Origin of the sequence: Brevundimonas sp. TSRC1-1 (assembly GCF_049898245.1) — a bacterium.
Lineage (GTDB): Bacteria > Pseudomonadota > Alphaproteobacteria > Caulobacterales > Caulobacteraceae > Brevundimonas > Brevundimonas mediterranea_A.
The window spans coordinates 473,253-499,169 of record NZ_JAFCXI010000004.1 but is presented as its reverse complement, the minus strand read 5'-3'; the positions used below and the strand labels follow the sequence as shown (position 1 = coordinate 499,169).

Here is a 25,917-nt window from a genome sequence, read left to right as displayed (position 1 = left end):
CCAAAGCGGCTCATCTCAAGCTCTTCGCCGACGCCAAAATTGCATCTCATCACGCGCGTAAGCTTCTATTTCGCCCGCAGGGCCACTGGTGAAAAATGGTCCGATGGGACGACGATCGCCGATGGATCGTTTCCGGTGTTAGGTTAGCGTGACCCCCTCTGCGATCCGTCCAGCCTGAACCTCTCGGAGAGCGAATGCCTTCGCTCCTTCGGTTAGGATTGGCATGATCTTGAGGCTGAAGGCGCGAAGGTCGTCAATTAGACTCTCCAGTTCCGCTATCGGCACGAGGGTTGATTCTAGCGTGTTAAGCTCCTCCTCGATTGGTTGACCAAGGAGTTGGCTTCGAACCGCAACCAGCGGAAACGTCGCAAAGATGGCGTCACTCATTCTGAGCAACTCTCCTGGATGGTCGTCAGAGATCGCCCACACAGCATGGACTACATCGTTGCGGCGTTTAGCTAGGGATTCAAACTCACCGACTATTTTAATGAAACTGGCCCGTTCGAGTTCGGGGAGACTAACCTTTGCGATTTCCCGTGCTGCCTGCGCCCTAGCGGTCGCGGTTCCAAACCGCTTTAGCAAGGCAATGCTGGGTTCCAAATCTGCCTTCATCATAGTAGCGAGGCAGCCAGCGAAGATGGATTCGATCATTGCCCAGTCCGCTGCGATTCTCCCCACCAAGCTCGCATGGGCAGGTAGAGCCTGCAAAACCCCGGTGCCTAGCGCATATCGCATAGCGCCATTTTCGTGGTTAATTTTCATCAACATTCAAATCTCTCCGAGATACGGCAGGCGGTCAGGGAAGATAGCAACCGGCCGGACCCTCTATTAAAAAACACCGGTCAGCTAGATGTAAATTCGCGGGCTTCGCTGGTTCAGTTGACGCCACTTTTCCGGTTGGAACCCTCCCCCTCCCCCCGCGCTCCTCTCCCAGCAAGGGAGATCCTGATGGACCGTGAACAGACCAAGGGCCGGGAGAAGAACGGCGCGGACCCGGCGGGCAAGCCCGACGGCCTGACCTCCGACGCCGATGTGAAGAAGGTCGGTCAGCAGGAGCGCCGCAGCGCGGGACCGGACGGTCCGGACGCGGCGGAGATCGGCGACACCTTCAAGCGCAAGCCCTGAACCGCCGCCGCGCGCGCCCTCACCCCCGGCTGGGCGACAACCGGGCCGCCAGCAGATGCACGTCGTGGGCCCGCATCCGCTCGAAATTGCCCAGGCCCAGGGCGAGAGCGCGCATCACCTCGGTCTGGCGCGTCTGTTCGGGATGTTCCGGCAGGGACGCCTCCGCCCGCGCCAGTTCCGCATCCAGTTCGGCCATCATATCGGCCAGGACTCCGTCGTTCATCTGTTCCTCCGTCACGCCGCCGACCGCCGCCATCGGTTAAAGCACGAATAGAACAAATCACGAACACACTGACGCATCACAGCTGTGGACGACCGCAGTCACGGCCGCCGGGCTCGGCGCCTCATGCTCAGACGAACGCCGGCGACCGTGAGGCCGCCGGCGCTTGTCATCGTCGAAGCCGTCCCCCGCCCGGGCGGGGGACGGGGGTCGGTCAGCTGTCGGCCTGCCAGCCGCCGGCGAGGGCGCGGAACAGGGCGATCTGGTAGGTGGTGACCAGGGCGTCCGACTGGGCCAGGGCGGCGTCGGCGGCGGCCTGGGTCCGTTCGGCGTCCAGCACCAGCAGGAAGCTGTCGGCGCCGGCGTTGAAACGCTGACGCGACAGGTTGGCGGCGCGGGCGGCCTGATCGCGGGCCTCGGTCAGGGCCGCGCGGCGGTCCAGTTCGTTGGCGTAGTTGCTGAGCGCCGTCTCGGTCTCTTGCAGAGCCGTCAGCACCGTCTGGTCGAAGGTTGCGAGGGCCGCGTCGGAGCGGGCGTCGGCGGCCTTGATCTGGGCGCGGGCGGCGAAGACGTTGGGGAAGGACCAGCTGATCAGCGGACCGAAGCTGAACCGGAAGTTCTGGTCGTCGCCCAGTTCGCCCGAGTCCTGGGCCGTCGAGCCGAGAGAACCGCCCAGGCTGATCTGCGGATACAGATTGGCGGTCGCCACGTTCACGCGGGCCGCGGCGGCGGCGAGGTTCGCCTCGGCCTGGCGCACGTCAGGACGTCGCGCCAGGAGGGCCGCGCCGTCGCCGACCGGGATCGGTTGGCTGAGTTGCGGCGGCCGGACGCAGGCGGCGGCGGCCTGGCTGGCCTCGGCCGGGGTGACGCCCGTCAGGGTGGCCAGCCGGTACAGGGCCTCGTTACGCGAGGCGCGCAGCGTCGGCAGGGTCGCCGCTGTCTGGGCCAGGGCCGCGCGGGCGCTGGCCACGTCCAGGCCGGTGCCCGCCCCGCCGTCGAGCAGGGTCTGTGTCAGCTGAGCCGTATTGCGTTGCAGCCCCAGCGTCCGTTCGGCCACCGCGATCTGGGCGTTGGCCGAGCAGGCGTCGGCATAGGCGCGGGCGGTCTCGGCCGCGACCGAGACCTGGACCGTGGCCAGGGCGGCCTCGGCCGCGCGGGCGTCGGCGCGAGCGGCGCGGATGGTCGATTCCACCCGGCCGAACAGATCGACCTCGTAGCTGGCCGAAAGACCGACGTCATAGGTGTCGATCTCGGGCGCCTTGCCGTCCGCCTCCAGAACCGAGGAGGTGGCGGCCGAGGCGCGGCTGCGCTGGGCCTGGGCGCTGGTGGTCGTGGTCGGGAACCGGCCCACGCGCGCCTCGGACAGCGACGCCCGAACCGCGCGCAGGTTGGCGAAGGCCGCCTCCAGCTCGTTGTTCTCGGCGAAGGCCTGACGGATCAGGCCGTCCAGGGTCGGATCGTCGTACAGCCGCCACCAGTCGTCTCGCGCCTGGGCGGTCGAGACCGTGGTCGAGGCGGAGCCGACGAAGGCGCCCGTCCCGGCCACAGGCAGGTCGGCGGCAGGCGCCTGGGGCCCGACCGCGCAGGCGGCCAGCAGGGCGCCGGATGCTGCGACGGTCAGGAAGCTGAGGGTCTTGGTGCGGGTCATCAGAAGTCCCCTCCCCGCCCGGCGGCCGGAGCCGGCGCATCGGGATCGGTCAGGCTGGAAGTTTGATCGTAGCGGACGGCTTCGGTGAGTTTCGACTTCGGCGTCGGCTTCTTGCCTTGCGGCAGTTTGGACGACAGCCAGCGGGTCACGACATAGAAGACCGGCGTGAAGATCAGGCCGAAGAAGGTCACGCCCAACATGCCGGAGAAGACCGCCGTGCCGAGCGACTGGCGCATTTCGGCGCCCGGCCCGGTCGCCAGCATCAGCGGCACGACGCCGAGGATGAAGGCGAAGGAGGTCATCAGGATCGGACGCAGGCGGGTCCGGGCCGCAGCCACTGCTGCATCGAACCGGTTCATGCCCTCGTCCTCTTCCGCCTGTTTGGCGAACTCGACGATCAGGATGGCGTTCTTGGCCGCAAGGGCGATCAGAACGACCAGACCGATCTGGACCAGGATGTTGTTGTCCAGGCCCCGCAGATTCACCCCGATCATGGCCGCCAGCAGGCACATGGGCACGATCAGGATGACCGCCAGCGGAAGCGTGAAGGCTTCATACTGGGCCGCCAGCACCAGGAAGACGAAGACCACGGCCATCAGGAAGATCATGGTCGTGCCGGAACCCGCCGCCTTCTGCTGGTAGGCCAGTTCGGTCCACTCGTAGCTGAAGCCTTGCGGCAGGGTGCTGGTCGCCATCTGCTCCATGACGCCCAGCGCCTGGCCGGAAGACACGCCCATGGCCGGGTTGCCCTGAAGTTCGGACGCCGGGAACAGGTTGTAGCGGACGATCCGGGACGGACCCGAGTCATTGACCAGGTTCGCCACAGAACCGATCGGCACCATCGCCCCGCTGGACGAGCGGGTCTTCAGGTTGGCGATGTCGGCGATGTCGTCGCGGTACTGGGGCTCGGCCTGCGCCGTCACCCGATAGGTGCGGCCCAGCATGTTGAAGTCGTTCACATAGGACGAGCCCAGATAGACCCCCAGGGTGTCGAACACCGCGCCGGGCTGGACGCCCATCATCAGCGCCTTGTCACGATCCACGTCGGCCGAGATGCGCGGCGAACCGGTGTTGTAGGTCGAGAAGACCTGGCTCACCTGATCCGGGGCCTGGGCGGCGGCGCCCATCATGGCGAAGGTCGCCCCCTCCAGCGCGCGGTAGCCGGCGCCCGAGGTGTCCTGGATCATCATCTTGAAGCCGTTGCCGTTGCCCAGGCCCTGGACCGCCGGCGGAGCGATGACGAAGATCTGCGCGTCCTCGATCTGACCCGTGGCCTGGGTGATGGCCCCGGCCAGGGCGGCGGCGGCCTCTTCCTTGGTCCGGTCCTCGAACGGGCTCAGACGCACGAAGATGGTGGCGGCGTTGGAGCCGAACGAGAAGCTGGCGCCGTCGAGACCCGCGAAGGCCACGGTGCCGTCCACGCCACCCGTATCCTGGATGATCTTGCTGGCGCGCTGCATCACCGCCTCGGTGCGGTCCAGCGAAGCGCCGGCCGGAAGCTGGATGACGCCGATCAAGAAGCCCTGATCCTGCTCGGGGATGAAGCCCGAGGGCGTGTCCACCAGACGCCAGGCGGTCAGGCCCAGCAGACCGGCGTAGATAATCAGAACCAGACCCACGGTGCGCACCAGGCGCGCCGTCAGACGGCCGTAGCGATCCGACAGCCAGTCGAAGCCCTCGTTGAACTTACGCCCGGCCCAGCCTCCGTAATAGACGACCGAACCCAGGACGCCCGGCTTGCGGTCGTTCTCGTGGTCCTTCCTGTGCGGCTTCAGCAGCAGGGCGGCCATGGCCGGCGACAGGGTCAGCGACACGAACAGCGAGATCACCGAGGCCGAGGCGATGACCACGGCGAACTGGCGATAGAAGATGCCGGGGATGCCGGGCACGAACATCGTCGGAATGAACACCGAGATCAGCACCAGGCCGATGGCGATAAGGGCGCCGGAGACCTCCTGCATCGAGCGGTAGGCGGCCTCCTTGGGAGTCAGCCCCTCGCCTATGGCCCGCTCCACATTCTCGACCACGACGATGGCGTCATCGACGACGATGCCGACGGCGAGGACGAGCGCGAACAGAGACAGGGAGTTGATCGAATAGCCCAGGGCCAGCTGCACCGCAAAGGTGCCGACCAGGGCGACCGGGATGGCCACGATCGGGATGATCGCCGCCCGCCAGGTCTGAAGGAAGATCATGACCACGATCACGACCAGGATGACGGCCTCGATCAGGGTATGCTGAACCGACTCCACCGAGGCGGCGACGAACTCGGTCGGATTATAGGGCACGGACAGGTCCATGCCGGCAGGCAGTTCGGCCTTGACGGCCTCGACCTCGGCCAAGACGCGTTCGGCGGTGCCCAGGGCGTTGGCCCCCGGTTGCTGGACGACGGCCAGGCCGACGCCGCGTTGGCCGTCGAAGAAGCCGCGGATGCCGTAATCCTGGGCGCCCAGTTCGATCCGAGCCACGTCGCGCAGATAGGTGACGCGGCCCTGGCTGTCGGTTTTCAGGACGACATTGGAGAACTGGTCGGGGTCGGTCAGACGACCTTCAACCTGAATCGGCAGTTGGAAGGCCGAGGCGCTGTTGGGGAACGGCGGCTGGCCGATCGAGCCGGCGGCGGCCTGGACGTTCTGGGCCCGCAGGGCGGCGACGATATCCGGGCCGGTCAGGCCGCGCTCGGCCGCCTTGGCCGGGTCGATCCAGATCCGCATCGAATAGTTGCCGCCGCCGAAGACCTGGACCGCACCCACGCCCTCGAGCCGCAGCAGACGGTCCCGCAGCGTCGAATTGCCGTAGTTGCCGACATAGTCGTTGCTGAGCGAGCCGTCGGGCGAGGTCAGACCCAGCACCATCAGGAAGCCGCTCTCGGCCTTGTTGACCACGACGCCGGTCTGGCGGACCGCGTCGGGAAGACGGGGTTCAGCCAGCGAGACGCGGTTCTGGACCAGCACCTGCGCGGCGTCGAGATCCGTGCCGGGCTGGAAGGTGACGGTGATGGCCACCGCGCCGTCCGAGGTGGACGAGGAGGTGATGTAAAGCATGTCCTCGACGCCGTTCACCTCCTGCTCGATGGGAGCGGCGACGGTTTCGGCCAGGGTCTCGGCCGAGGCGCCGGGATAGGCGGCGTTGATGGTGATCGTGGGCGGCGCGATCTCCGGATACTGCGACAGGGGCAGAAGCGGATAGGCGAAGACGCCGATGATGGTGATCACCACCGCAATCACGGCCGCGAAGATCGGCCGGTCGATGAAGAAGCGGGATATGTTCATGGCTTAGTCGCCGGTGGAGAGGCTGTTGGCGAACGAGCCGGTCGAGGCCGGAGCCGCCTGAGTGACCGGGGCGTCCGACGCCTGTTCGGCGACGGGAGCGATGCGGCCGTTCTTGGGCGTGACCTTGGAGCCCGGCTGGGCGGCGCGCTGAAGACCGGCGATTATCACGCGGTCGGTCGGGGCCAGACCCGACTTGATCACGCGCAGACCCTGGACGATCGGCCCCAGCTGGACGGCCTTGGCCGTGACCGAGCCGTCGGCGTTGACGACCGAGACGACGCGGCGCGACTGATCGGTGCCGATGGCGGTGTCCGGCACCAGCAGGGCGTCGTAGGAGCCGGCGCCCGCGACCTGGGCGCGGCCGAACAGGCCGGGACGCAGGAAACCGTCGCCGTTCGGCACGATGGCGCGCATGCGGATGACGCCTGACGAGGTGTCCAGCGCATTGTCCGAGAAGTCCAGGCGGCCGGTGCGGGTGAAGCCGCTCTCGTCCTGCAGGCGGATGCGGACCGGGGCGCCGTTGGCGGCGCCGCCGTCACGCAGATATTTCAGCAGGACCGCTTCCGACCCGTCGAAGACGAAGTGGATCGGGCCGCCCGAAATGATGGTGGTCAGGATGTCGCCCGCCGAGGAGCCGCCGGCGATCAGGTTGCCGGGATCGACGCGGCGATCGGAAACGCGGCCCGAGGTCGGCGCGGTGACCCGCGTATATTCCAGATTCAGCCGCGCCGTGCGCACGGCGGCGTTGGCGGCGGCGATATTGGCGGCGGCTGCATCGACGGCGGCCTTGTTGGAATCATATTCGGCCTTGGACACCGCCTGCGAGGCCAGCAGGGTCTCGCTGCGGGCCAGGTTGGCGCGGGCCAGGGTCAGTTGCGACTGCATCTGCGCGACCTGGGCCTGGGCCTGGGCCAGAGCGGCCTGGGCCGGACGCGGGTCCAGGGTGAACAGCAGTTGCCCCTTCTGGACCATCTGGCCGTCGCGGAAGTGGACGGCCTGGATATAGCCGCCGACCCGCGCCCGCACGTCGACGCTCTCGACCGCCTCGAAGCGGCCCGTAAACTCGTCCCAGTCCACCACCTTCTGCTGCAGCGGCGTGGCCACCGTCACCGGCGGGGCGCCGGGCGCCTGGCCTTCGGCCTTGGGGGAACATCCATATAGCGCGCCCGTCACCATGACGGACACGGCCGCAATCTTCAGCCCGCGCATCTGCGCAATCTCCCTGTCGGAGGTAAATCCCTGTCGTGCGGACAGAGGCCGATGGGGAGTCGGCCGTTGTCAACGCGTGGTGACTTAATGATGGGCGTCGTGGCGCTTGTCAACACGCGTTGACAAAGCCATATGGTGTCTACGGTTATTGTTCTGTGGAGTGTCATCCCCTTGTTATGTCCCGGCCCACGCCCGAGGAACGCCGCTGCGACGCGCACGGCCATTCTCGACGCAGCACGCGAAAGATTCGCGGCCGAGAGCTATGACGACGTGGGCATGCGCGACATCGCCCGCGACGTCGGCGTCGATGCGGCCCTGATCAGCCGGTATTTCGGATCCAAGGACGATCTGTTCCTGGCGGCGCTGGACAGCTGCGGCGACGGCAGCGCCCTGATGTCGGGCGAGAAATCCGATTTCGGCCGGCGCGTGGCCCATGAGATCGTGTTCGAACCCAAGAAGGCCGAGAAGCTCAAGGGCATGTCGATCATGCTGCGCTCCATCGGCTCGGCCAAGGCGGCGGACATGGTGCAGACCACCTGCACGGCCCGTTTCTTTGGCCCCCTGGAAGACTGGCTCAGCGGCCCGGACGCCACGGTGCGGGCGCGGCTGCTGGCGGGATTCATCATGGGCATGTCGGTCAGCCGCGAACTGGGCGGCGGCAGTTTCAACATCGAGCCGGCCGAATGCGAGGCGATGCGCGACCGGCTGGCGCCGATCCTTCAGTCCCTGATCGACGGCTGATCACGCCCCCGAAATGAAGAAGGGCGCGGAGGTCGCCCTCCGCGCCCTTTGTCTTGTCCGACGACCGGCCCTTAGTGCGAGGCGACCGTGGTCACTTCCGCCTTGGCCTTGGTGCGCGCGCAGGCGATGGCGAAGACGGTCAGGCCGACATAGCCCGCCATCGGCACCAGGAAGGCCGGCTGAAGGGCGCCGGCGGCGTCGGCGATGCGCGCCGCCACCTGCGGCAGCAGGGCGCCGCCGATGATGCCGAAGACCAGCAGGCCCGAGGTCGCCGAGGTCGGCGCCGTGGACCGCTCCAGCGTCAGGGTGAAGATGGTCGGGAACATGATCGAGTTGAACAGGCCGATCGACAGGACCGCATAGGCCGCCGTCGGTCCGCCGATCTGGCTGACCAGCAGGCAGAGCGCGGCCGCAGCGACGGTGCAGCAGGCCAGGACCACGCCGGGCGACACGCGCGACAGCACCCATGAGCCGATGAACCGGCCGACCATGGCACCGCCCCAGTAGAGGGCGACCATCTTGCCCGCGGTCTCGATCGGGGCGTTCAGGATGTCGGGGCTTTCCAGGAAGTTGGTCAGCATGCCGCCGATGGCCACTTCCGAACCGACATAGAGGAAGATCGCCAGGGCGCCGAAGATCGCCCAGGGCGAGGACAGGGCCTTCAGCGGCGAGACCGCCTCGGTCGCGGCCGGGGCCGCCACATTGATCTTCTTGCGGGCCGTGAAGATGAAGAAGGCCACGACGGCGAAGAAGGCGCCCATGCCCAGGAAGGCCATGTCGATGCTGCGCAGCGACTGGGTGCGGGTCGCGGCCGTGACCACGGCGCCCGCGGCGAAGACGCCCCCCGTCAGCAGCACGTGCGACCCCAGCCACGGTCCGACCGTGGTGCCCAGGGAGTTGAAGGCCTGAGACAGGTTCAGACGGCTGGACGCACCCTTGCGGCTGCCCAGTTCGGCGACCAGCGGATTGGCCGCGACCTGCAACAGGGTGACGCCCGAGGCGATCACGAACAGGGCGATCAGCACGCCGGGATACCAGTCGGCGGCCGTGGCGGCCGGCACAATCAGACAGCCCGCCACCATGACCACCAGGGCGCCGATGATCGACCGGCTATAGCCCAGCCGGCCCAGCACCGCCGCCGCCGGCAGGGACATCAAGCCATAGGCGATGAACCAGGCGAAGGTGGTCAGGAAGGCCTCGGCGTTGTTCAGATCGAACACCCGCTTCACCGCCGCGATAAGCGGATCGATCAGCGAGGTGGCGAAGCCCCAGGCGAAGAAGAGCGTGGTGACATAGGCGAAGGCCAGGGTCGTACCCTGGCGCTTGGCGGCCTCTGGAGCGGACATGAATTCCCCCTGCGGATAGAACTAAGGACGGCCGCGCTTTCCCCGCGCGGTTCTGGTCGCCTTGGTTCGGGCATCGCGGACGCGCCGTCCAGCGGAAAAACACAGGCTGTAACCAAACTTGGGCGGCGGCGACCAGCGGCGGGGGCGATAGGCCAGGGCCAAAAAGAAAGGGCCGCCTCGTTTCCGGGGCGGCCCAAGTTTGCTCAGGGGAGAAATCAGAAGCGGTAGTTCATGCCCACCGCGAAGGTCCGGCCGTAGCTCTGATAATCGATGGTCCGGCGCTCATCGCCGTTCTCGAAGGTCTTGAACGGCTCGTCGGTCAGGTTGTTGACCTGGGCCAGGATGGACAGGCCTTCCAGCGGACCCGACTGGAACTCGTAGCCGACCTGCGCGTCCACGACGGTTTCCGCCGCGACCGAGCGCAGGGTGCGGCCGTTGCCGAAGCCGGCGACCTCGCCCAGATAATCGGACCGGTAGCGCGCCGAGACACGCCCCTGGAAGCCGTAGCGCTCATAATAGAGCGTGCCGTTCATGACGGTTTCCGACAGGCCCGGCATGGTGGTCGGGGCCTGGGTCGGATCCGGCTGAACCTCGCTGTCCGTCTGTGACGCGCTGAACAGGCCGCCGAAGCCTTCCAGGGCCGGATGGATGATGTCGAAGGGCGCGGAGATCGCAAACTCCAGACCCTGGATCCAGCCGCCTTCGCCGTTGTCCGGCGCACCAACCAGACCTTGACGCAGCGCAGGCTCGGGATTGGTCGGCGTGATCAGGCCGATCGGATAGCCGGTGAAGTCGAAGATCTGGTTCCGATTGTAAACATAGGTCTCGAGGTGCTTGTAGAAGGCGGCCAGCGAGACATAGCCCTTGCGGTTGGCGAAATATTTCTCGAACGAAACATCGACCACGTCGGCGATATAGGGCTTGAGCTCCGGATTGCCGCCACCGCCGCTCCACGGCGAACGATTGACGTCCGTCGACTGGTTCAGGCTCGTGTTGTAGCTGTAGTTTCGTGAAGCGCGCATGTCGTCCATGCGCGGGCGCGCTAGGGTGCGGGCGACCGCGAAACGGGCGAACACGTCGTCGCCGACTTCCAGGATGAAGTTCGAGCTGGGCAGGATTTCCAGATATTCGACGCCGCCACTGACGGCGACGGTTTCCGACACGCCGGGACCGACCTGACGCGCCGAGAAGCCGGTCGAGCTCTGATCGGTGTAGACGAACTGCATGCCGACGTTGCCGGTCAGCGGCAGGCCGAACAGATCGTGGTCGATGTTGGCGCGGACATAGGCGGTCGAGACCTTTTCCGTCACTTCCCAGTTGCCGGCGGCGACGTCGGCGTTGGGATTGCGCACCAGATCCAGCAGACCACTGTTGACTACGCCCAGGGCGTCGTAGCTGAGCACCTGCGAGATGCCGAGGTAGCCCAGGTCGGTCGGATCCAGCAGGTATTCCGACGGAACGAACAGGTCGCCGCCGCCGGGGACGCCGATGTAATACTGGTCGTTGACGAAGCTCTTGCTGCGTTCCGAGTAGTTCACGCCGAAGTCGATCGACTTGAACGGGCTCTGGTGCAGGGTGCGGTTTGCGGTGAGACGGGCGGCCTTGATCTCGTCCTCGATGGACGGGGTGTTCATATAGCCGACCTGGCCGCCGGGAATGACGTCCGAGCCCCAGCCCTGGGCCGAGGTAATGCGGATCAGGGTCGAATCGGCGTAGTCCAGCTGGCTGGTGAAGCGGGTGACGCCGTCATCGGTCAGTTCGAAGCCCAGAGTGTCCAGCGCCCCATTGATGTTGCGGCCCGTCCCGGCGTTGGTTTCCAGGATGATGTCGTTCCGCTCGACCTTCGAATAGTTGACGTCCAGACCCAGGGTCCAGTCGTCGTTGGCGACGAACTCGGTGTTCCAGCCCAAGGCCGTGATGTTGCTGTCGCGCTTGTTCAGGTCGTTGCGGACGACGCCCTTGATGTTGTCCCAGGTGCCGGCGACGATCATGCCGTCTTCGACTGTGTATCCGGGGCGCAGCGACGGCGCCGGGCGGCAGAGCGCCGACGGCACGTTCACGGTGCAGTCCCCGGCCGAACCGCCCCAAGCCAGCGGGAACTCGATGCCACGCAGAACCTGGGTGTTCTTGAACTCGGAATAGAAGGCGTCGATCGTCGAGTGGATGCGGTCGTTCGGACGCCATTCCAGCACGCCCATATAACCGTCGCGCTCCAGCTCCGACGACATGACATAGGGTTTGACGCCGCCGGTCAGCAGATTGCCGTCGCTATAGGTCGGATAGCCCCAGCTGTTGAACCGCTCGGACTGATAGGGCGAGCTCATGTGGGCGTAGCCCAGAGCGACGCCCAGGGTCCCGTCCATGAACTGGTCGATGTAGGAGAGGGTGTAGCGGTCGCCGCTGTCGGTCGTGCCCGAGTTCAGGGCGCCGATGTCGTTCCATTCGTGGCGATAGTTCACGGCGATGGCCTGACGGCCGTAGGCCAGGGGCCGGACGGTGCGCAGGTCGACGGTGCCGGCCAGGCCCTGGCCGATCAGGGCCGAATCCGGGGTCTTGTAGACCACGACGCTGCCCAGCAGTTCCGAGGGGAACTGGTCGAACTCGACACCGCGGTTGTCGCCGGTCGTGACCAATTCGCGGCCGTTCAGCAGGGCGGTGGTGAAGTCGGGGCCGAGGCCGCGGATCGAGATGGCCTGGCTGCGGCCGTCGAGGCGCTGCGAGGTCACGCCCGGCAGGCGGGCCAGGGATTCGGCGATGGAGACGTCGGGAAGCTTGCCGATGTCCTCGGCCGAAATGACTTCCACGATAGAGGTGTTGTTGGCCTTGGCCGAGATCGAGGCTTCGATGGCGCGACGAATGCCGGTGACGACGATTTCGCCGACTTCCGCAGGCTGTTCGTCGGCCTGGGTCGTCGCCGCGGCGGATTGCGCCTGGGCGCTGCTGACGGCCACGAGCGCGGCGGCGCCGAATGCGGCGCCCGACAGCAGGCGCACGCGCCGATTAAGACGTTGAGACATTGTCATCCTCCCTGGGGCTGCCGCGATTCTGAATGTCGCAGCCGAAGCCTTCGCAAAAATATGCAAACATCTGGCATTCTTGCAAGCAGTTAATGCGAGGGGCGTAATTTCGCCGCACCAGAACCACCGCAAACAGCCCGTAAACCTTAGCGTTGCGGGAGAGTCATGCCGACTACTTGCTGCAATGCAGCATTCTAATCCGCGTTGACAGGGGCCGCCTGGACTGCAAAATCTTGCAAATCGATCTGGAAGGCTTTGCACTTTCTGGACAGGGAGAACGACAGGATGACCCTCGCCCGACAATGGAAGACCCCGGCGCGCGCCATGATCGCGGCGGCGGCGCTGTTCGCCTCGACTTCCCCCCTGCCCGTCCAAGCCCAGTCGGCCACGCCGGACGTCCTGACCGCCCTGCGCCAGCGCCCGCCCCAGGATGAGGTCATCTACTTCCTGCTGCCCGACCGGTTCGCCAACGGCGATCCCTCGAACGACCACGGCGGCTATGCGCCCGAGCGGCTCAAGAGCGGCTTCGACCCGTCCGACACCGATTTCTACCACGGCGGCGATCTGGCCGGCGTGACCCAGAGGCTGGACTATATCCAGGGCCTGGGCGCCACCGCCGTGTGGCTGGCGCCCGTCTTCAAGAACAAGCCGGTCCAGACCCACGGGAACTACACGGGCGCGGCGCATCACGGTTACTGGATCACCGACTTCACGGCCGTCGATCCGCATTTCGGCGACGAGGCGGCGATGCGCGCCCTGGTCGATGCGGCCCATGCGCGGGGCATGAAGGTCTATCTGGACATCGTCGCCAACCACACGGCCGACGTGATCCGCTATCGCGAGTGTCCCGACCGGCCGTGCGAATACCGCAGCCGGGCCGACTATCCCTACACCCGTCGCGGCGGGCTGGACGGGGCGGCGATCAACGCGGGTTTCGACGGGCGGGACTTCTCGCGCCTGACCCGGCCCGACTACGCCTACAGCCCCTATGTCCCGACGGGCGAAGAGACAGCCAAGGTTCCGGCCTGGCTGAACGACCCGATCCACTATCATAACCGGGGCGACAGCACGTTTGCGGGCGAAAGCTCGCTGGACGGGGACTTCGCCGGTCTGGACGATCTGCTGACCGAGGATCCGGTGGTGATCCAGGGCATGATCGACATCTTCGGCGGCTGGATCGACAAGTACGGGATCGACGGCTACCGCATCGACACCGCCCGCCACGTGAACCCCGAGTTCTGGCAGGCCTTCATCCCCGCCATGCTGGCGCGGGCGCAAGCCAAGGGCATCCCGAACTTCCACATCTTCGGCGAGGTCTATGACCCTGACCCGGCGGTCACGGCGCGGTTCACGCGGGTGGACGCCTATCCGGCCGTGCTGGATTTCCCGTTCCAGAAGACGGCGGTGGACGTCGCCTCGGGCAAGGCGGGGACCGATGCCCTGGCCAAGTTGTTCGCCGCCGACGCCATCTACGCCAAGGGAGCGGAGACGGCCGCCATCCTGCCGACCTTCCTGGGCAACCACGACATGGGCCGGGTCGGCTTCTTCGTGAAACAGGCGAACCCGAACGCCAGCGAGGCGGAGATCCTGGCCCGGGTGAAACTGGCCCACGCCCTGATGATGTTCAGCCGGGGCGTGCCGACCCTCTATTACGGCGACGAACAGGGCTTCGCCGGCGCCGGCGGTTACGGAAACTCGCGCCAGGACATGTTCGCCAGCCAGACGGCTGTCTATGCGGCGGAGCAGCCCATCGGCGGTCGTCAGCCGGCCTATTCGACCGAAGCCCCTCTCTATACGGCCATCGCCGAGATGGCCCGGATCCGCGCCGCCGAACCGGCGCTGCGCCGCGGGCGTCAGGTCGTTCGCGCGGCCGGCGACGCGCCCGGCCTGTTCGCCCTCTCCCGCCTCGACGAGGCCGGCGGCGAAACCCTCGTCCTGTTCAACACCTCGACCGCCGAAGTCACGGCCCAGGTCGAGGTGGAGCCCGGCTCGCGGCGGTGGCAAGCTGTTCGCGGCGACTGCGCGGCCGAGGCTTCGGCCCCAGCCAGCTACGCCGTCCGCATCGCCCCTCTCGACTATCTGATCTGCAAGAGCACGCCCCAGTGAACGCCCACACCCTCGATCTCGCGACCGCCGCCCGACCGGCGACCGCCCACACTGAATGGTGGCGGGGTGCGGTGCTGTACCAGATCTATCCCCGCAGTTTCGCCGATGCGAACGACGACGGGGTGGGCGACCTGAAGGGGATCACCCAGCATCTGGACCATGTCGCCTCGCTGGGCGTGGACGGGATCTGGCTGTCGCCCTTCTTCACCTCGCCGATGAAGGACTTCGGCTATGACGTCGCCGACTATTGCGACGTGGATCCGATCTTCGGAACCCTGGCCGATTTCGACGCCCTGGTGGCGCGGGCCCACGCGTTGGGTCTGAAGGTGGTGATCGACCAGGTCTTCTCGCACACCTCCGACGAACACCCCTGGTTCCTGGACAGCCGCGCGTCGCGCAGCGGGCCGCACGCCGACTGGTACGTCTGGGCCGACGCCAAGCCGGACGGATCGCCGCCGTCGAACTGGCAGTCGGTGTTCGGGGGGCCGGCCTGGACCTGGAACGCCCGGCGCGGCCAGTACTATATGCACAACTTCCTGGCCTCCCAGCCGCAGTTGAACGTGCGCAATCCGGCGGTTCAGGACGCCCTGATCGAGGCCGCGCGCTTCTGGCTGGATCGGGGGGTGGACGGCTTCCGGCTGGACGCCATCAACTTCTCCATCCACGATCTGAAGCTGACCGACAATCCGCCGATCAACGACGGCAAGAAACGCACCCGGCCGTTCGACTTCCAGGACAAGATCAACAACCAGAGCCAGCCGGAGATCATCGGCTTCCTGAACCGGATCCGCGCCCTGACCGACAGCTACGAGGGCCGGTTCACCGTCGCCGAAGTGGGCGGCGACCATGCCGACCGCGAGATGAAGGAATATACGGCCGGGACCGACCGCCTGCACTCGGCCTATGGCTTCCTGTATCTGTACGCCGACACGCTGAAGAGCGAACTGGTCGCCCAGGGCGAGACCATGTGGCCCGATCAACAGGGCGAAGGCTGGCCGTCCTGGACCTTCTCGAACCACGACGCGCCGCGCGCGGTGTCGCGCTGGGCCCAGGGCCGGGACCGCAAGGCCTTCGCCGAGATGGCCCTGCTGCTTCTGGTCTGCCTGCGCGGGAACGTCTTCGTCTATCAGGGCGAGGAACTGGGCCTGCCCCAGGCCGAGGTGCCGTTCGAGCGGCTGGTCGATCCCGAGGCCATCGCCAACTGGCCCGAGACCCTGGGCCGCGACGGCGCCCGCACCCCCATGCCCTGGCATGCGGACCAGGCTAACGCCGGCTTCTCGACCGTCGAGCCCTGGCTGCCGGTCGATGCGCGCCATCTACCGCTGGCGGTGGACGCGCAGGAGGCCGATCCGGCCTCGACCCTTCAGGTGGCGCGCCGGATGATCCGGCTGCGTCATCAGCATCCGGCCTTGCGCTACGGCGGCATGGCGCCGATCGAGACCTCGCACCTGCTGGTGTTCGAACGGCAGGAGCGCGGCGGGAGCGGAGAGCGGCTTCTTTGCGTCTTCAACCTGGGCCACGATCCGGTCGAATGGCGCCCGCCCGTCGACGCGACGCGGATCGAGGCGATCAACTGGACCGAGGCCGACGGCGCCACCCTGCCCCCGCTCGCCGGCCTGGTCTTCAGACTGGCATGAACCGGTCAGCCGCCACAGGTCTCGCGCACGATCAGGTCGGTGGGAACACGTTCCGACCGACCGGCCGTCGCGCCCCCGTGGTCCAGCAGTTTGGACACCATCAGCCGGCCCGCCTTCATCGTGTCCTGGGCGATGGTGGACAGGGCCGGGCGCGAGTAGCGGCTGAAGGGCACATTATCGAAGCCGATCACCGAGACGTCGCCCGGCACGGTCAGTCCGGCGTGCTCCAGCGCGCGCACCGCGCCCAGGGCGATCTGGTCGGAGGCCGCCACCACGCCGTCGAACCGCACGCCCCGGCGAACCAGGGCGTCGACGGCCGCTTCGGCGGACTCGACTTCGAAATGGGCGGGAACGATCAGGTCGGCGTCCACCGACAGGCCCGCCGTCTCCAGCGCCTCCAGATAGCCCCGGTGCCTCTGCATAGCCTCGGGCGGATCGAGGTCGCCCAGGAACACGATCCGCGAGCGCCCCAGCCGCGCCAGATGCGAGGTCGCCCGGCGACCGCCCGAGAAATTGTCCGAGCCGATGGAGCAATAGTCCTGCTCCGGCAGGTCGGCGCCCCAGACCACGAATCGATAATCGCCCGCCGCCAGCCGGTTGAAGGCGCCGTGCAGGCTGGACTGGCCCAGGAAGATCACCCCGTCGGCCCGGCTGGTGTTCATCGCCGCCGCCAGCTCGTCATAGGTGGCGGGCGAAATATGGCTCATCAGCAGGTCGCAGCCGCGTTCGCGCGCCGCCTCGCCCACCCCGGCCAGCAGCTCCAGGAAGAAGGGATCGGAGATCCGGCCTTCCCGCCCCTGGGGTCGCGGCGTCACCAGGGCGATCGTGCCCTGGGCTCCGATCGGGCCAGCCGGCATGTAGCGGCGGAACGGATAGTCGTGCTCCTTCGCCAGCTTCCAGATCAGTTGCTTGGTGCGGTCATTGACGGCGGGGCTGTCGTTCAGCGCCCGCGAGGTGGTGGCGACCGACACCCCGGCCAGGCGCGCAATGTCTTCAAGTCGAGTGGTCTTGCGGCTCAAGGTCGCGGGTCCCCAGCACAGCCTGTTCTGACTGCAAATTTTTCTGCAAACATTTCAGCCACCGTTCGCAGCGGTTGGCAAGAGGCGGCGTAACGGAGTTCACATGATGCAGCGCAGATCCTTCCTGGCCCTCGGCGGCGCCTCGATCCTGGCCTTCGGCGCGACGGGCGTTCGCGCCCAGACCACGCCGACCCACGCCCGCGCCAGCTCGCCCGGCGGCGTCCTGACGGTCGAGGCCTTCACCGACAACGACGGCCGGCCGATGTACGCCGTCCTGCGTCAGGGGCGGATGGTGGTCGCGCCGTCGAAGCTGGGCTTCCTGCTGACCGACGCCCCGGCGCTGGAGCGCGGCCTGGCGATCACCGCCGGCCAGCCCGTGACGGTGGACGAGACCTGGGAGCAGCCGTGGGGCGAGCGCCGCTTTATCCGCAACCACTACAACGAATGGCGGGTCAGCTACGCCGAGACCGCCGGCCTGCAACGCCGCGTGGACGTGGTGTTCCGCCTGTATGACGACGGCCTGGGCTTCCGCTACGAGTTCCCGGACCAGGCCGCGCTGAAGACGGTCCGCATCGGTTCGGAGATCACCGAGTTCAACCTGGCCGAAAACGGCGAGGCCCTGTGGTGCCCGGCCTGGGAATGGAACCGCGAGGAATACCTCTACAGCCGCACGCCGATCAGCGCGGTCGGCAGCGCCCAGACGCCGATGACGGTCAAGGGCCAGTCGGGCCTGCACGTCTCGATCCACGAGGCCGCCTGCATCGACTACGCCGGCATGAACCTGCGGCGGTCGGAGGAGACGAAGTTCCGCGCCCAGCTGACGCCGGGACTAACCAACGCCGCCGTAGTGCGCCAAGCGCCCTTCAACACGCCTTGGCGGACGCTGCAGGTGTCAGACAGCGCGGCCGGCCTGATAGAGTCCAGCCTGATCCTGAACCTGAACGAACCCAACAAGCTGGGCGACGTGTCGTGGTTCAAGCCGATGAAATACGTCGGCGTCTGGTGGGAGATGCACCTGGAGCTGAAGAGCTGGAACTCCGGTCCCAAACACGGCGCCACCACCGAGAACGCGATCAAACACATCGACTTCGCGGCCAAGCACGGCTTCGGCGGGGTTCTGGTCGAAGGCTGGAACAAGGGCTGGGACGGCCAGTGGTTCGCCAATGGTTCGGACTTCAGCTTCACCGAAGCCTACCCCGACTTCGACATCGAGGCGGTCTGCGCCCACGCCCGGTCCAAGGGCGTGCAACTGATCGGCCACCACGAGACGGGCGGCAACGCCTTCCACTATGAGCAGCAGCTCGAACCGGCCATGGCCCTGTACGAGCGGCTGGGCGTCCATTCGGTCAAGACCGGCTATGTCGCCGATGCGGGCGGCGCTCGCGTCGCCGGGCCGGACGGCCGGATGGTGATGGCCTGGCACGAGAGCCAGGCCATGGCCCAGCACCATATGAAGGTCGTCGAGGCGGGCGCCCGGCACAAGGTGGCGATCAACGCCCACGAGCCGTTCAAGGACACCGGCCTGCGCCGCACCTATCCGAACATCATCAGCCGCGAGGGCCAGCGCGGCATGGAATATTCGGCCTGGGGCAATCCGGGCAATCCGCCCGAGCATGAGCCGAACCTGGTCTTCACCCGCCTGCTGGCCGGACCGATGGACTATACCCCCGGCATCTTCGGCATGGAGACGCGCAGCCCCGGCGGCGTGCAGACGACCTGGGCCAAACAGCTGGCCCTCTATGTCGTCATCTACAGCCCGATCCAGATGGCGGCCGACCTGCTGGTCAATTACGAGGCCAATCCCGGCCCGTTCCAGTTCATCAAGGACGTGCCGGTCGACTGGTCCGAGACCCGGGTTCTGGCGGCCGAGATCGGCGATTACGTCGCCATTGCGCGCAAGGACCGGGCGTCGGACGTCTGGGCCCTGGGCGCCGTCACCGACGAGCATCCGCGTGTTCTGACCGCGCACCTCGACTTCCTGGACGACGGGCGCCGCTATCGCGCCGAGATCTACCGGGACGGCCCCGACGCCGACTATCGCGGCAAACGCGAGGACATCGTCATCGAGCAGCGCGAGGTGACGTCGGCGGACACGCTGACACTGGCGCTTGCGCCCGGCGGCGGCCAGGCGATCCGCTTCGTGCCGCTGGGCCGGAGCCGTCGTCGATGAGCGGCATTCAGACCCTCTCCCGCTTGCGGGAGAGGTGGCCCGTCGATCGCGAAGCGATCCAGGGTCGGAGAGGGAAGTCTTCTGATGAAAGAGGACACTTCCCCCATCGTCAGGCGTGTCGCTTCGCGCCACGGCCTGACACTTCCCCCGCAAGCGGGGGAAGGTCATGACAATCCTAGCCCACCGTCCGCGCCTGTCCGGCCTGGCGATCTGGAACATGTGCGTCGGCTTCTTCGGCATCCAGATCGGCTTCGGCCTGCAGAACGCCAACACCAGCCGGATCTTCCAGACCCTGGGCGCCGAGGTCGACAGTCTGGCGATCCTCTGGATCGCCGCGCCGCTGACAGGTCTGCTGGTTCAGCCGATCATCGGCCATTTCAGCGACCGGACCTGGACCCGGTTCGGGCGTCGCCGCCCCTATTTCCTGGTCGGCGCCATCGCCACCACCCTGGCCCTGATCGCCATGCCCAACAGCCCCGGCCTGTGGTTCGCCGCGGCTATGCTCTGGATCATGGACGCCTCGATCAATATCACCATGGAGCCGTTCCGGGCCTTCGTCGGCGACAATCTGCCGGAAGAGCAGCGCACCGCCGGCTATGCGATGCAGAGCTTCTTCATCGGCGCGGGCGCGGTGTTCGCCTCGGTTCTGCCGTGGCTGTTGTCGAACGTGTTCGGCGTGGTCTCGACGGCCGAAGCGGGGGTCGTGCCCCTGTCGGTCAAGATCGCCTTCTATGTCGGCGCCGCCGGCCTGTTCTCGGCCGTGCTGTGGACCGTGCTGAGCACCAGGGAATACAGCCCCGAACAGATCGCCGCCTTCGAGCGCGCCAAACAGGCGGCCTTGGGCGCGCCTGCCGACGACGGCCCCGAGGCGCCGGCGCGCAGCGTGCAGGGCTGGATGACGTCGGGCCTGGTCTGCGCCGTGCTGGGGGGCCTGGGTTTCGTGTTGATCGGCGCGCTGAACCTGGAAAAGGAGCTGCTGGTCCTGGCCGGTTTCTTCGCCGGTTCTGGGCTGCTGCAGATCGCGGTCGGGATGATGCAGCGCCGCCGCATCGTCAACGCCGCGACCGAGATCCTGAACGACATCTTCCGCATGCCCGAGACCATGCGCGGCCTGGCGGTAGTGCAGTTCTTCAGCTGGTTCGCCCTGTTCGCCATGTGGATCTACACCACCGCCGCCGTGACCCGTGTCCACTACGGCACGACCGACACGACCTCGGCCGCCTATGCCGCCGGGGCCGACTGGGTCGGGGTTCTGTTCGGGGTCTATAACGGCGTGGCGGCCCTGGCGGCCTTCACCCTGCCGGTCCTGGCCAAGCGCATCGGCCGCAAGGCGACCCACGCCCTGATGCTGCTGCTGGGCGCCGCGGGCCTGTTCGGGGTCTTCGTCATCCGCGATCCGGGCCTGCTGTGGCTGCCGATGATCGGCGTCGGCTTCGCCTGGGCCTCGATCGTCTCCATGCCCTACGCCATCCTGTCGGCGGCGGTGCCGGACCGGAAGATGGGCGTCTATATGGGCGTCTTCAACATCTTCATCGTCGTGCCCCAGCTGCTGGCCGCCACCGTCCTGGGCCTGATCCTGAAGACCCTGTTCGACGGCCAGGCCATCTGGGCCTTGGTGCTCGGCGCCGTCTCCTTTGTGCTGGCGGCGGCGAGCGCCCTGCTGGTGCGCGAACATTCCCCCTCCCCCACGCCCAACCCGTGAGGCTTCTCCATGCGTAAATTCAAAACCCTTTGCCTCGCCGGCGCCGCCGGTCTGGCCGTCGCCTCGGCCGCGTCCGCACAGTCGGTCGCGCCCGGCGCACCCGGCGACCTGCCGACCTGGTCCAGCGCCGCCAAGACGGGGGCCGGAGCCTCCTACGAGGCCTATGTCGACGGCCAATATCGCGACGGCGGCCCGACCGGGGCGGTGTCCAAGGTCTGGTTCTCCATCGCCGACGGCGTCCTGACCGAGACCATGTACGGCCTGATCCACGAGGCCCAGATCAAGGCCCTGCGCTTCGCCGTCGTCACGCCGGATGGTCTGGCGCTGGAAGGCGACGACACCACGGCCAAGACCGAATACCTGCACGTGGACGCCGAGGGACGCCCCCTGTCGCCCGCCTACAAGATCACGACCCGCGACAAGGCCGGCCGGTTCGAGATCGAGAAGCGCATCTTCACCGACCCCGACCGCAACGCCCTGGTGCTGCGGGTTCAGATCACCGCCCTGAGCGGCGAGGCGACGCCCTATCTGCTGCTCGAGCCGCACATCGCCAATACCGGCGTCGATGATCGCGGCCAGGTCACACGCGAAGGCTTCCACGCCTGGGAAGGCGACACGCACCTGGTGCTGAAGCCCAGCGAGGCCTTCGCCGCCGCCAGCGTCGGCTTCGTCGGCGCCTCCGACGGCCTGACCGATCTGAAGGACGGCAAGCTGGACTGGACCTACGCCTCGACAGGCGAGACCGCCGGCAACACCATGATGACCGGCGCCCTGCCGACCCTGCGCATGGGCCAGAGCCTCAGCCGCGACTTCGTCATCGGCTTCGGCGACAGCGAGGCGGCGGCCGAAGCGGCGGCGGACGGCGCCTTCGCGACCGGCCTGGACGAGGTGCTGGCCCGCTTCAACGGCGAGGGCGAGCGCGCAGGTTGGGAGGACTATGTCGCCTCCCTGACCGAACTGCCCCGCATCGCCGAACAGGCGACCGACGGGGGCAAGCTGGCCTATGCCTCGGCCCTGATGCTGAAGGTGCAGGAGGACCGCACCCACGCCGGCGCCCTGATCGCGTCGCTGTCGAATCCCTGGGGCGACACGGTGGACGCGTCGAAATCCTCGACCGGCTACAAGGCGGTCTGGCCGCGCGACTTCTATCAGGTGGCCATGGCCCTGGCGGCCCTGGGCGACAGGGAGACGCCGCTGGCGGCCTTCAACTATCTGCCCCAGGTCCAGGTCGGGCCGGACACGCCCGGCAACACCGGCGTCGGCGGCTGGTTCCTGCAGAAGACCCACGTGGACGGCGAGCTGGAATGGGTCGCGGTTCAGCTGGACCAGACGGCCATGCCGATCATGCTGGGCTATCGTCTGTGGAAGATGGGCTGGCTGTCAGACGCCGAGATGACCGAGCACTACACCGCCATGCTGAAGCCGGCGGCCGACTTCCTGGTCGACGGCGGCAAGGTCGGGCTGTTGTGGAACGAGGCCGAGATCAAGCCGCCCTTCACCCAGCAGGAACGCTGGGAAGAGCAGCAGGGCTATTCGCCGTCCAGCACCGCCGCCGTGGTCGCCGGCCTGACCGTCGCGGCCGAGATGGCCCGCGCCTCGGGCGACGCGGCGGGCGCGACCCGCTACCAGTCCGCCGCCGACAGCTATGCGTCCAAGATCGAAGAGCGGATGTTCACCACCAACGGCGACTTCGGGAACGGCCGTTACTATATCCGCATCACCCAGAACGAGAACCCGAACGACAAGGCCCCGATCGGCGCCGCCAACGGCCAGATCGCGCCCCAGGAAGACAGGGTCGTGGACGGCGGCTTCCTGGAGCTGGTGCGCTACGGCGTGCGCAAGGCGGACGATGCCCACATCGTCTCCACCCTGCCGGTCTATGACGACCAGTCGCTGGAGCCCCTGTACCGTGTCCGCTACGATTTCGGCCCCGAGGGCGACAAGACGCCGGGCTGGCGCCGGTACGGCGTCGACGGCTATGGCGAAGACCATGTCACGGGCGCCAACTATGGCGTCGGCGGCGAGATGAGCCCCGGCCAGCGCGGCCGGGTCTGGCCCTTCTTCACCGGGGAACGCGGCCATTATGAACTGGCCCGCGTCAGCCTGAACGGCGCCCCCTCCGCCGCCGAAATCGCCGCCATCCGCCAGACCTATGTGCGCGGCATGGAGCGGTTCTCCAACGACGGCCTGATGCTGGCCGAACAGGTCTGGGACGGGGTCGGAGCCCCCACGGCCCACGACTACACCCTGGGTCAGAATACGGATTCCGCCACCCCCCTGGCCTGGACCCACGCCGAATATCTGAAGCTGCTGCGGTCGCTGGCCGACGGCAAGGTCTGGGACCGGTACGATCCGGTCGAAAGCCGCTACGCCCGCTGAACGAAAAAGGCCCCGGAGATCACTCTCCGGGGCCTCCTCAGTTCAGTTCCGAAGGATCAGAACATCACTTTAAGACTGGCGACGACGCGATCCTCGGCGTTCTGAACGTTGTCCACGTCGGTGTCATGATAGCGGACATCGACTCCCAGATTGTCCGTCAGGGCGTAGGTCGCACCGAGGTTCCAGGTCGTGTACTCGTCGCTGTCTTCGTAAGTCTGCAGGCCGACCGCGCCGGACAGGGTCAGCTTGTTCATCGGCGAGAAGCTGCCGTTGATCTCATAGTACAGCGTCTGTTCGTTGAGATAGCTGGGCGAGTAGAAGACCGCCGCGCCAACCGTGGCCGGGCCGACCGCCCGCGATGCGGCGAGCTTGAACTCGGTGTAGTTATAGTCGGTGAAGCTGGGGGCGTTCACATAGCTGTAGGCGATCACGCCGCCATCGACAGCGAAGCCCTGCACCTCGGTACGGTAGCCGGCGTAGAAATCGACTTCAGCATCGGTGTCGTCGCCGAAGTCTACATTCGAGGCCCAGACGCCCGCGTAGAAATTGCCGGCCGTCAGGTCCATGCCGCCCTGGATGGCAGGATCCTCATTAGTCTGGCTGTACCCGCGGTAAACATAGTCGCTGAAGACGCCGACGTTGAACGCGACATCGACCTCAGTGTCGGCCTGGGCCGAGGCGGGAGCGGCCACGCCGATCAGACCCAAAGACACGGCTACGGCCGCGACCGAACTCAAAAACCTGACATTCATTACGCTATCCCCTTGTTTTTATAGATTTGGTTTCAAGAACCGACACGAATGCCGGAAGACCTCGGGCGCGGCCGGCGGGCCGCGCCCGAGAGCGTTAGTCAGTGGTCCAGACTCTCGCCATGCAGCGAGGTGTCCAGACCGGCGGCTTCTTCCGCCTCGCTCACGCGCAGGCCCGTGGTGAACTTGCAGATGATGAGGATGACGAAGGTGCCCACCGCGCTGTAGGCGATGGTCCAGGCCAGGCCCAAGGCCTGGGCGCCGACAGTAGCGCCTTCCGACAGGCTGTTGATCGCGGTGGTCGCGAACACGCCGGTCAGCAGGGCGCCGATCAGACCGCCGGCGCCGTGGATGCCGAAGGCGTCCAGGGAGTCGTCGTAGCGCAGCAGTTTCTTGATCCAGACCGACGAGATGTAGCAGACCGGTCCGGCGATCAGGCCGATGATGACCGCGCCCTTGGGATCGACGAAGCCGGCGGCCGGAGTGATGGCCACCAGACCGGCGACCACGCCCGACAGCATGCCGATCAGCGAGACCTTCTTCTTCTCGATCAGTTCGATGATCTTCCAGGTCAGGGCGGCGGCGGCGGCGGCCAGGACGGTGTTCAGCAGGGCCACGCCCATCAGTTCGTTCGCCGCGCCCGCCGAGCCGGCGTTGAAGCCGATCCAGCCGACCAGCAGCAGCGAGGCGCCGATCATGGTCAGCACCGGGTTGTGGGCGATGATCGGCTCGGCGCCATAGCCCTTGCGGCGACCCAGGAAGATGGCGCAGACCAGCCCCGCGACGCCCGAGTTGACGTGAACGACCGCGCCGCCCGCGAAGTCCAGCACGCCGGCGGCGCCCAGGAAGCCGCCGCCCCAGACCCAGTGGCAGATGGGCGAATAGACCAGCAGCGACCACAGGGCCGTGAACAACAGCAGACCCGAATATTTCATCCGTTCAGCGAAGGCGCCGGTGACCAGGGCCGGGGTGATGATGGCGAAGGTCATCTGGAAGGCGATGAACAGATATTCGGGAATGCCGGTCAGCAGGGTGTTCGCCGTGCCCAGGGTCACGCCGTTCAGGAACAGCATGTCCAGGCCGCCCACATAGGGCTGAAGCGCGGCGTCAGGGTTGGCGCCGAAGGCGATGCTGTAGCCGGCGATGAACCAGACCAGCGAGACCACGGCGAAGACGCCGACCGACTGGGTGATGGTGGCGATGACGTTCTTGCGGCGCACCATGCCGCCGTAGAAAAGGGCCAGACCCGGCAGGGTCATCAACAGGACCAGAGCGGTCGAGGTGCCCAGCCAGGCCGTGCCGGCGCCGTCCAGTTCCAGCACCGACTGGTGCGCCAGCAGGGCCGGCGCCGCCTCGGGCGTCTGGGCGAAGGCCCCGCCCGCATAGAAGAGACCAATGGTCAGACACAGGAGCGCGACGGCTCCCGGAAGTCGATTCCAGACACGCGACATGAGCAAAAATCCCCCTTAGCAATCTCGCAGATGCGAAGGTTTTACTGCAATCGCGTCTTACGCAAGGGGCTTGACCGTAAACGGTGCAACTTTCTTGCAACGGTCATTGAACAAAAGTTAAGCCCC

Annotated in this window: 17 protein-coding genes; 7 read left to right on the top strand and 10 right to left on the bottom strand. The window is 66.9% G+C overall.

Annotated features, from left to right (window positions below; genetic code table 11):
* Nucleotides 1-138 precede the first annotated feature (138 nt).
* Complete coding sequence (locus ACP7CK_RS15930) at nucleotides 139-651, bottom strand: hypothetical protein (RefSeq protein ID WP_426026644.1); 513 nt, start codon at nucleotides 649-651, stop codon at nucleotides 139-141.
* Nucleotides 652-948: 297 nt separating this feature from the next.
* Here ACP7CK_RS15930 and ACP7CK_RS15925 point away from each other — a divergent pair, with 297 nt between their 5' ends.
* On the top strand, nucleotides 949-1,125 hold the full coding sequence (locus ACP7CK_RS15925; RefSeq protein ID WP_183196064.1) for a hypothetical protein: 177 nt from the start codon (nucleotides 949-951) through the stop codon (nucleotides 1,123-1,125).
* A 19-nt stretch (nucleotides 1,126-1,144) separates the two neighbouring features.
* On the opposite strand, the gene ACP7CK_RS15920 is transcribed toward ACP7CK_RS15925, so the two are convergent.
* The 4 genes from ACP7CK_RS15920 to ACP7CK_RS15905 form a co-directional block, all read right to left on the bottom strand.
* The gene (locus ACP7CK_RS15920) at nucleotides 1,145-1,348 is read right to left on the bottom strand and encodes a hypothetical protein (RefSeq protein WP_426026643.1); all 204 of its coding nucleotides are present in this window, start codon (nucleotides 1,346-1,348) and stop codon (nucleotides 1,145-1,147) included.
* A 211-nt stretch (nucleotides 1,349-1,559) separates the two neighbouring features.
* Nucleotides 1,560-2,993 (bottom strand): efflux transporter outer membrane subunit, encoded by a 1,434-nt coding sequence (locus ACP7CK_RS15915; protein ID WP_426026642.1) that lies wholly within the window; start codon nucleotides 2,991-2,993, stop codon nucleotides 1,560-1,562.
* Nucleotides 2,993-6,265: an efflux RND transporter permease subunit gene (locus ACP7CK_RS15910; protein ID WP_426026641.1), complete on the bottom strand. Its 3,273-nt coding sequence runs from the start codon at nucleotides 6,263-6,265 to the stop codon at nucleotides 2,993-2,995. The genes ACP7CK_RS15915 and ACP7CK_RS15910 overlap by 1 nt, the downstream gene beginning before the upstream one ends.
* Nucleotides 6,266-6,268: 3 nt before the next feature.
* On the bottom strand, nucleotides 6,269-7,474 hold the full coding sequence (locus ACP7CK_RS15905; RefSeq protein ID WP_426026640.1) for an efflux RND transporter periplasmic adaptor subunit: 1,206 nt from the start codon (nucleotides 7,472-7,474) through the stop codon (nucleotides 6,269-6,271).
* 132 nt (nucleotides 7,475-7,606) lie between these two features.
* On the opposite strand from ACP7CK_RS15905, the gene ACP7CK_RS15900 reads away from it, so the two are divergent.
* Complete coding sequence (locus tag ACP7CK_RS15900; protein WP_164952606.1) at nucleotides 7,607-8,215, top strand: TetR/AcrR family transcriptional regulator; 609 nt, start codon at nucleotides 7,607-7,609, stop codon at nucleotides 8,213-8,215.
* 71 nt (nucleotides 8,216-8,286) lie between these two features.
* Here the strand turns inward: ACP7CK_RS15900 and ACP7CK_RS15895 are convergent, their stop codons facing one another.
* Complete coding sequence (locus ACP7CK_RS15895) at nucleotides 8,287-9,561, bottom strand: sugar MFS transporter (protein WP_008259895.1); 1,275 nt, start codon at nucleotides 9,559-9,561, stop codon at nucleotides 8,287-8,289.
* Between the two features lie 215 nt (nucleotides 9,562-9,776).
* Entirely contained in the window at nucleotides 9,777-12,578 is a 2,802-nt protein-coding gene (locus tag ACP7CK_RS15890) for a TonB-dependent receptor (RefSeq protein ID WP_197019711.1), read from the bottom strand.
* 285 nt (nucleotides 12,579-12,863) lie between these two features.
* On the opposite strand from ACP7CK_RS15890, the gene ACP7CK_RS15885 reads away from it, so the two are divergent.
* Together ACP7CK_RS15885 and ACP7CK_RS15880 are read left to right on the top strand one after the other, a co-directional pair.
* Nucleotides 12,864-14,684 (top strand): alpha-amylase family glycosyl hydrolase, encoded by a 1,821-nt coding sequence (locus ACP7CK_RS15885; protein WP_426026639.1) that lies wholly within the window; start codon nucleotides 12,864-12,866, stop codon nucleotides 14,682-14,684.
* Nucleotides 14,681-16,321 (top strand): alpha-amylase family glycosyl hydrolase, encoded by a 1,641-nt coding sequence (locus ACP7CK_RS15880; protein ID WP_372705226.1) that lies wholly within the window; start codon nucleotides 14,681-14,683, stop codon nucleotides 16,319-16,321. The genes ACP7CK_RS15885 and ACP7CK_RS15880 overlap by 4 nt, the downstream gene beginning before the upstream one ends.
* A 5-nt stretch (nucleotides 16,322-16,326) precedes the next feature.
* Here the strand turns inward: ACP7CK_RS15880 and ACP7CK_RS15875 are convergent, their stop codons facing one another.
* Nucleotides 16,327-17,379, bottom strand: coding sequence for a LacI family DNA-binding transcriptional regulator (locus ACP7CK_RS15875; RefSeq protein ID WP_426026676.1), 1,053 nt, complete (start codon nucleotides 17,377-17,379; stop codon nucleotides 16,327-16,329).
* A 64-nt stretch (nucleotides 17,380-17,443) separates the two neighbouring features.
* Here ACP7CK_RS15875 and ACP7CK_RS15870 point away from each other — a divergent pair, with 64 nt between their 5' ends.
* From ACP7CK_RS15870 to ACP7CK_RS15860, 3 genes are all read left to right on the top strand, one after another.
* On the top strand, nucleotides 17,444-19,510 hold the full coding sequence (locus tag ACP7CK_RS15870; protein WP_426026638.1) for a glycoside hydrolase family 97 protein: 2,067 nt from the start codon (nucleotides 17,444-17,446) through the stop codon (nucleotides 19,508-19,510).
* A 166-nt stretch (nucleotides 19,511-19,676) separates the two neighbouring features.
* Nucleotides 19,677-21,212: an MFS transporter gene (locus ACP7CK_RS15865; protein ID WP_426026637.1), complete on the top strand. Its 1,536-nt coding sequence runs from the start codon at nucleotides 19,677-19,679 to the stop codon at nucleotides 21,210-21,212.
* A gap of 9 nt (nucleotides 21,213-21,221) precedes the next feature.
* Entirely contained in the window at nucleotides 21,222-23,591 is a 2,370-nt protein-coding gene (locus ACP7CK_RS15860) for a glucan 1,4-alpha-glucosidase (RefSeq protein WP_426026636.1), read from the top strand.
* 56 nt (nucleotides 23,592-23,647) lie between these two features.
* Here ACP7CK_RS15860 and ACP7CK_RS15855 read toward each other — a convergent pair whose 3' ends face one another.
* Both ACP7CK_RS15855 and ACP7CK_RS15850 read right to left on the bottom strand, forming a co-directional pair.
* Nucleotides 23,648-24,343 (bottom strand): TorF family putative porin, encoded by a 696-nt coding sequence (locus tag ACP7CK_RS15855; RefSeq protein ID WP_372705230.1) that lies wholly within the window; start codon nucleotides 24,341-24,343, stop codon nucleotides 23,648-23,650.
* 98 nt (nucleotides 24,344-24,441) lie between these two features.
* Nucleotides 24,442-25,791 (bottom strand): ammonium transporter, encoded by a 1,350-nt coding sequence (locus tag ACP7CK_RS15850; RefSeq protein WP_292148622.1) that lies wholly within the window; start codon nucleotides 25,789-25,791, stop codon nucleotides 24,442-24,444.
* Between the last annotated feature and the right edge of the window lie 126 nt (nucleotides 25,792-25,917).

Excerpts from the sequence above, each read along its gene's own strand:
- ACP7CK_RS15930 (WP_426026644.1), bottom strand. The coding sequence starts at position 651 with ATGATCGAATCCATCTTCGCTGGCTGCCTCGCTACTATGATGAAGGCA.
- ACP7CK_RS15925 (WP_183196064.1), top strand. The coding sequence starts at position 949 with ATGGACCGTGAACAGACCAAGGGCCGGGAGAAGAACGGCGCGGACCCG.
- ACP7CK_RS15920 (WP_426026643.1), bottom strand. The coding sequence starts at position 1,348 with ATGAACGACGGAGTCCTGGCCGATATGATGGCCGAACTGGATGCGGAA.
- ACP7CK_RS15915 (WP_426026642.1), bottom strand. The coding sequence starts at position 2,993 with ATGACCCGCACCAAGACCCTCAGCTTCCTGACCGTCGCAGCATCCGGC.
- ACP7CK_RS15910 (WP_426026641.1), bottom strand. The coding sequence starts at position 6,265 with ATGAACATATCCCGCTTCTTCATCGACCGGCCGATCTTCGCGGCCGTG.
- ACP7CK_RS15905 (WP_426026640.1), bottom strand. The coding sequence starts at position 7,474 with ATGCGCGGGCTGAAGATTGCGGCCGTGTCCGTCATGGTGACGGGCGCG.
- ACP7CK_RS15900 (WP_164952606.1), top strand. The coding sequence starts at position 7,607 with ATGGTGTCTACGGTTATTGTTCTGTGGAGTGTCATCCCCTTGTTATGT.
- ACP7CK_RS15895 (WP_008259895.1), bottom strand. The coding sequence starts at position 9,561 with ATGTCCGCTCCAGAGGCCGCCAAGCGCCAGGGTACGACCCTGGCCTTC.
- ACP7CK_RS15890 (WP_197019711.1), bottom strand. The coding sequence starts at position 12,578 with ATGTCTCAACGTCTTAATCGGCGCGTGCGCCTGCTGTCGGGCGCCGCA.
- ACP7CK_RS15885 (WP_426026639.1), top strand. The coding sequence starts at position 12,864 with ATGACCCTCGCCCGACAATGGAAGACCCCGGCGCGCGCCATGATCGCG.
- ACP7CK_RS15870 (WP_426026638.1), top strand. The coding sequence starts at position 17,444 with ATGATGCAGCGCAGATCCTTCCTGGCCCTCGGCGGCGCCTCGATCCTG.
- ACP7CK_RS15865 (WP_426026637.1), top strand. The coding sequence starts at position 19,677 with ATGACAATCCTAGCCCACCGTCCGCGCCTGTCCGGCCTGGCGATCTGG.
- ACP7CK_RS15860 (WP_426026636.1), top strand. The coding sequence starts at position 21,222 with ATGCGTAAATTCAAAACCCTTTGCCTCGCCGGCGCCGCCGGTCTGGCC.
- ACP7CK_RS15855 (WP_372705230.1), bottom strand. The coding sequence starts at position 24,343 with ATGAATGTCAGGTTTTTGAGTTCGGTCGCGGCCGTAGCCGTGTCTTTG.
- ACP7CK_RS15850 (WP_292148622.1), bottom strand. The coding sequence starts at position 25,791 with ATGTCGCGTGTCTGGAATCGACTTCCGGGAGCCGTCGCGCTCCTGTGT.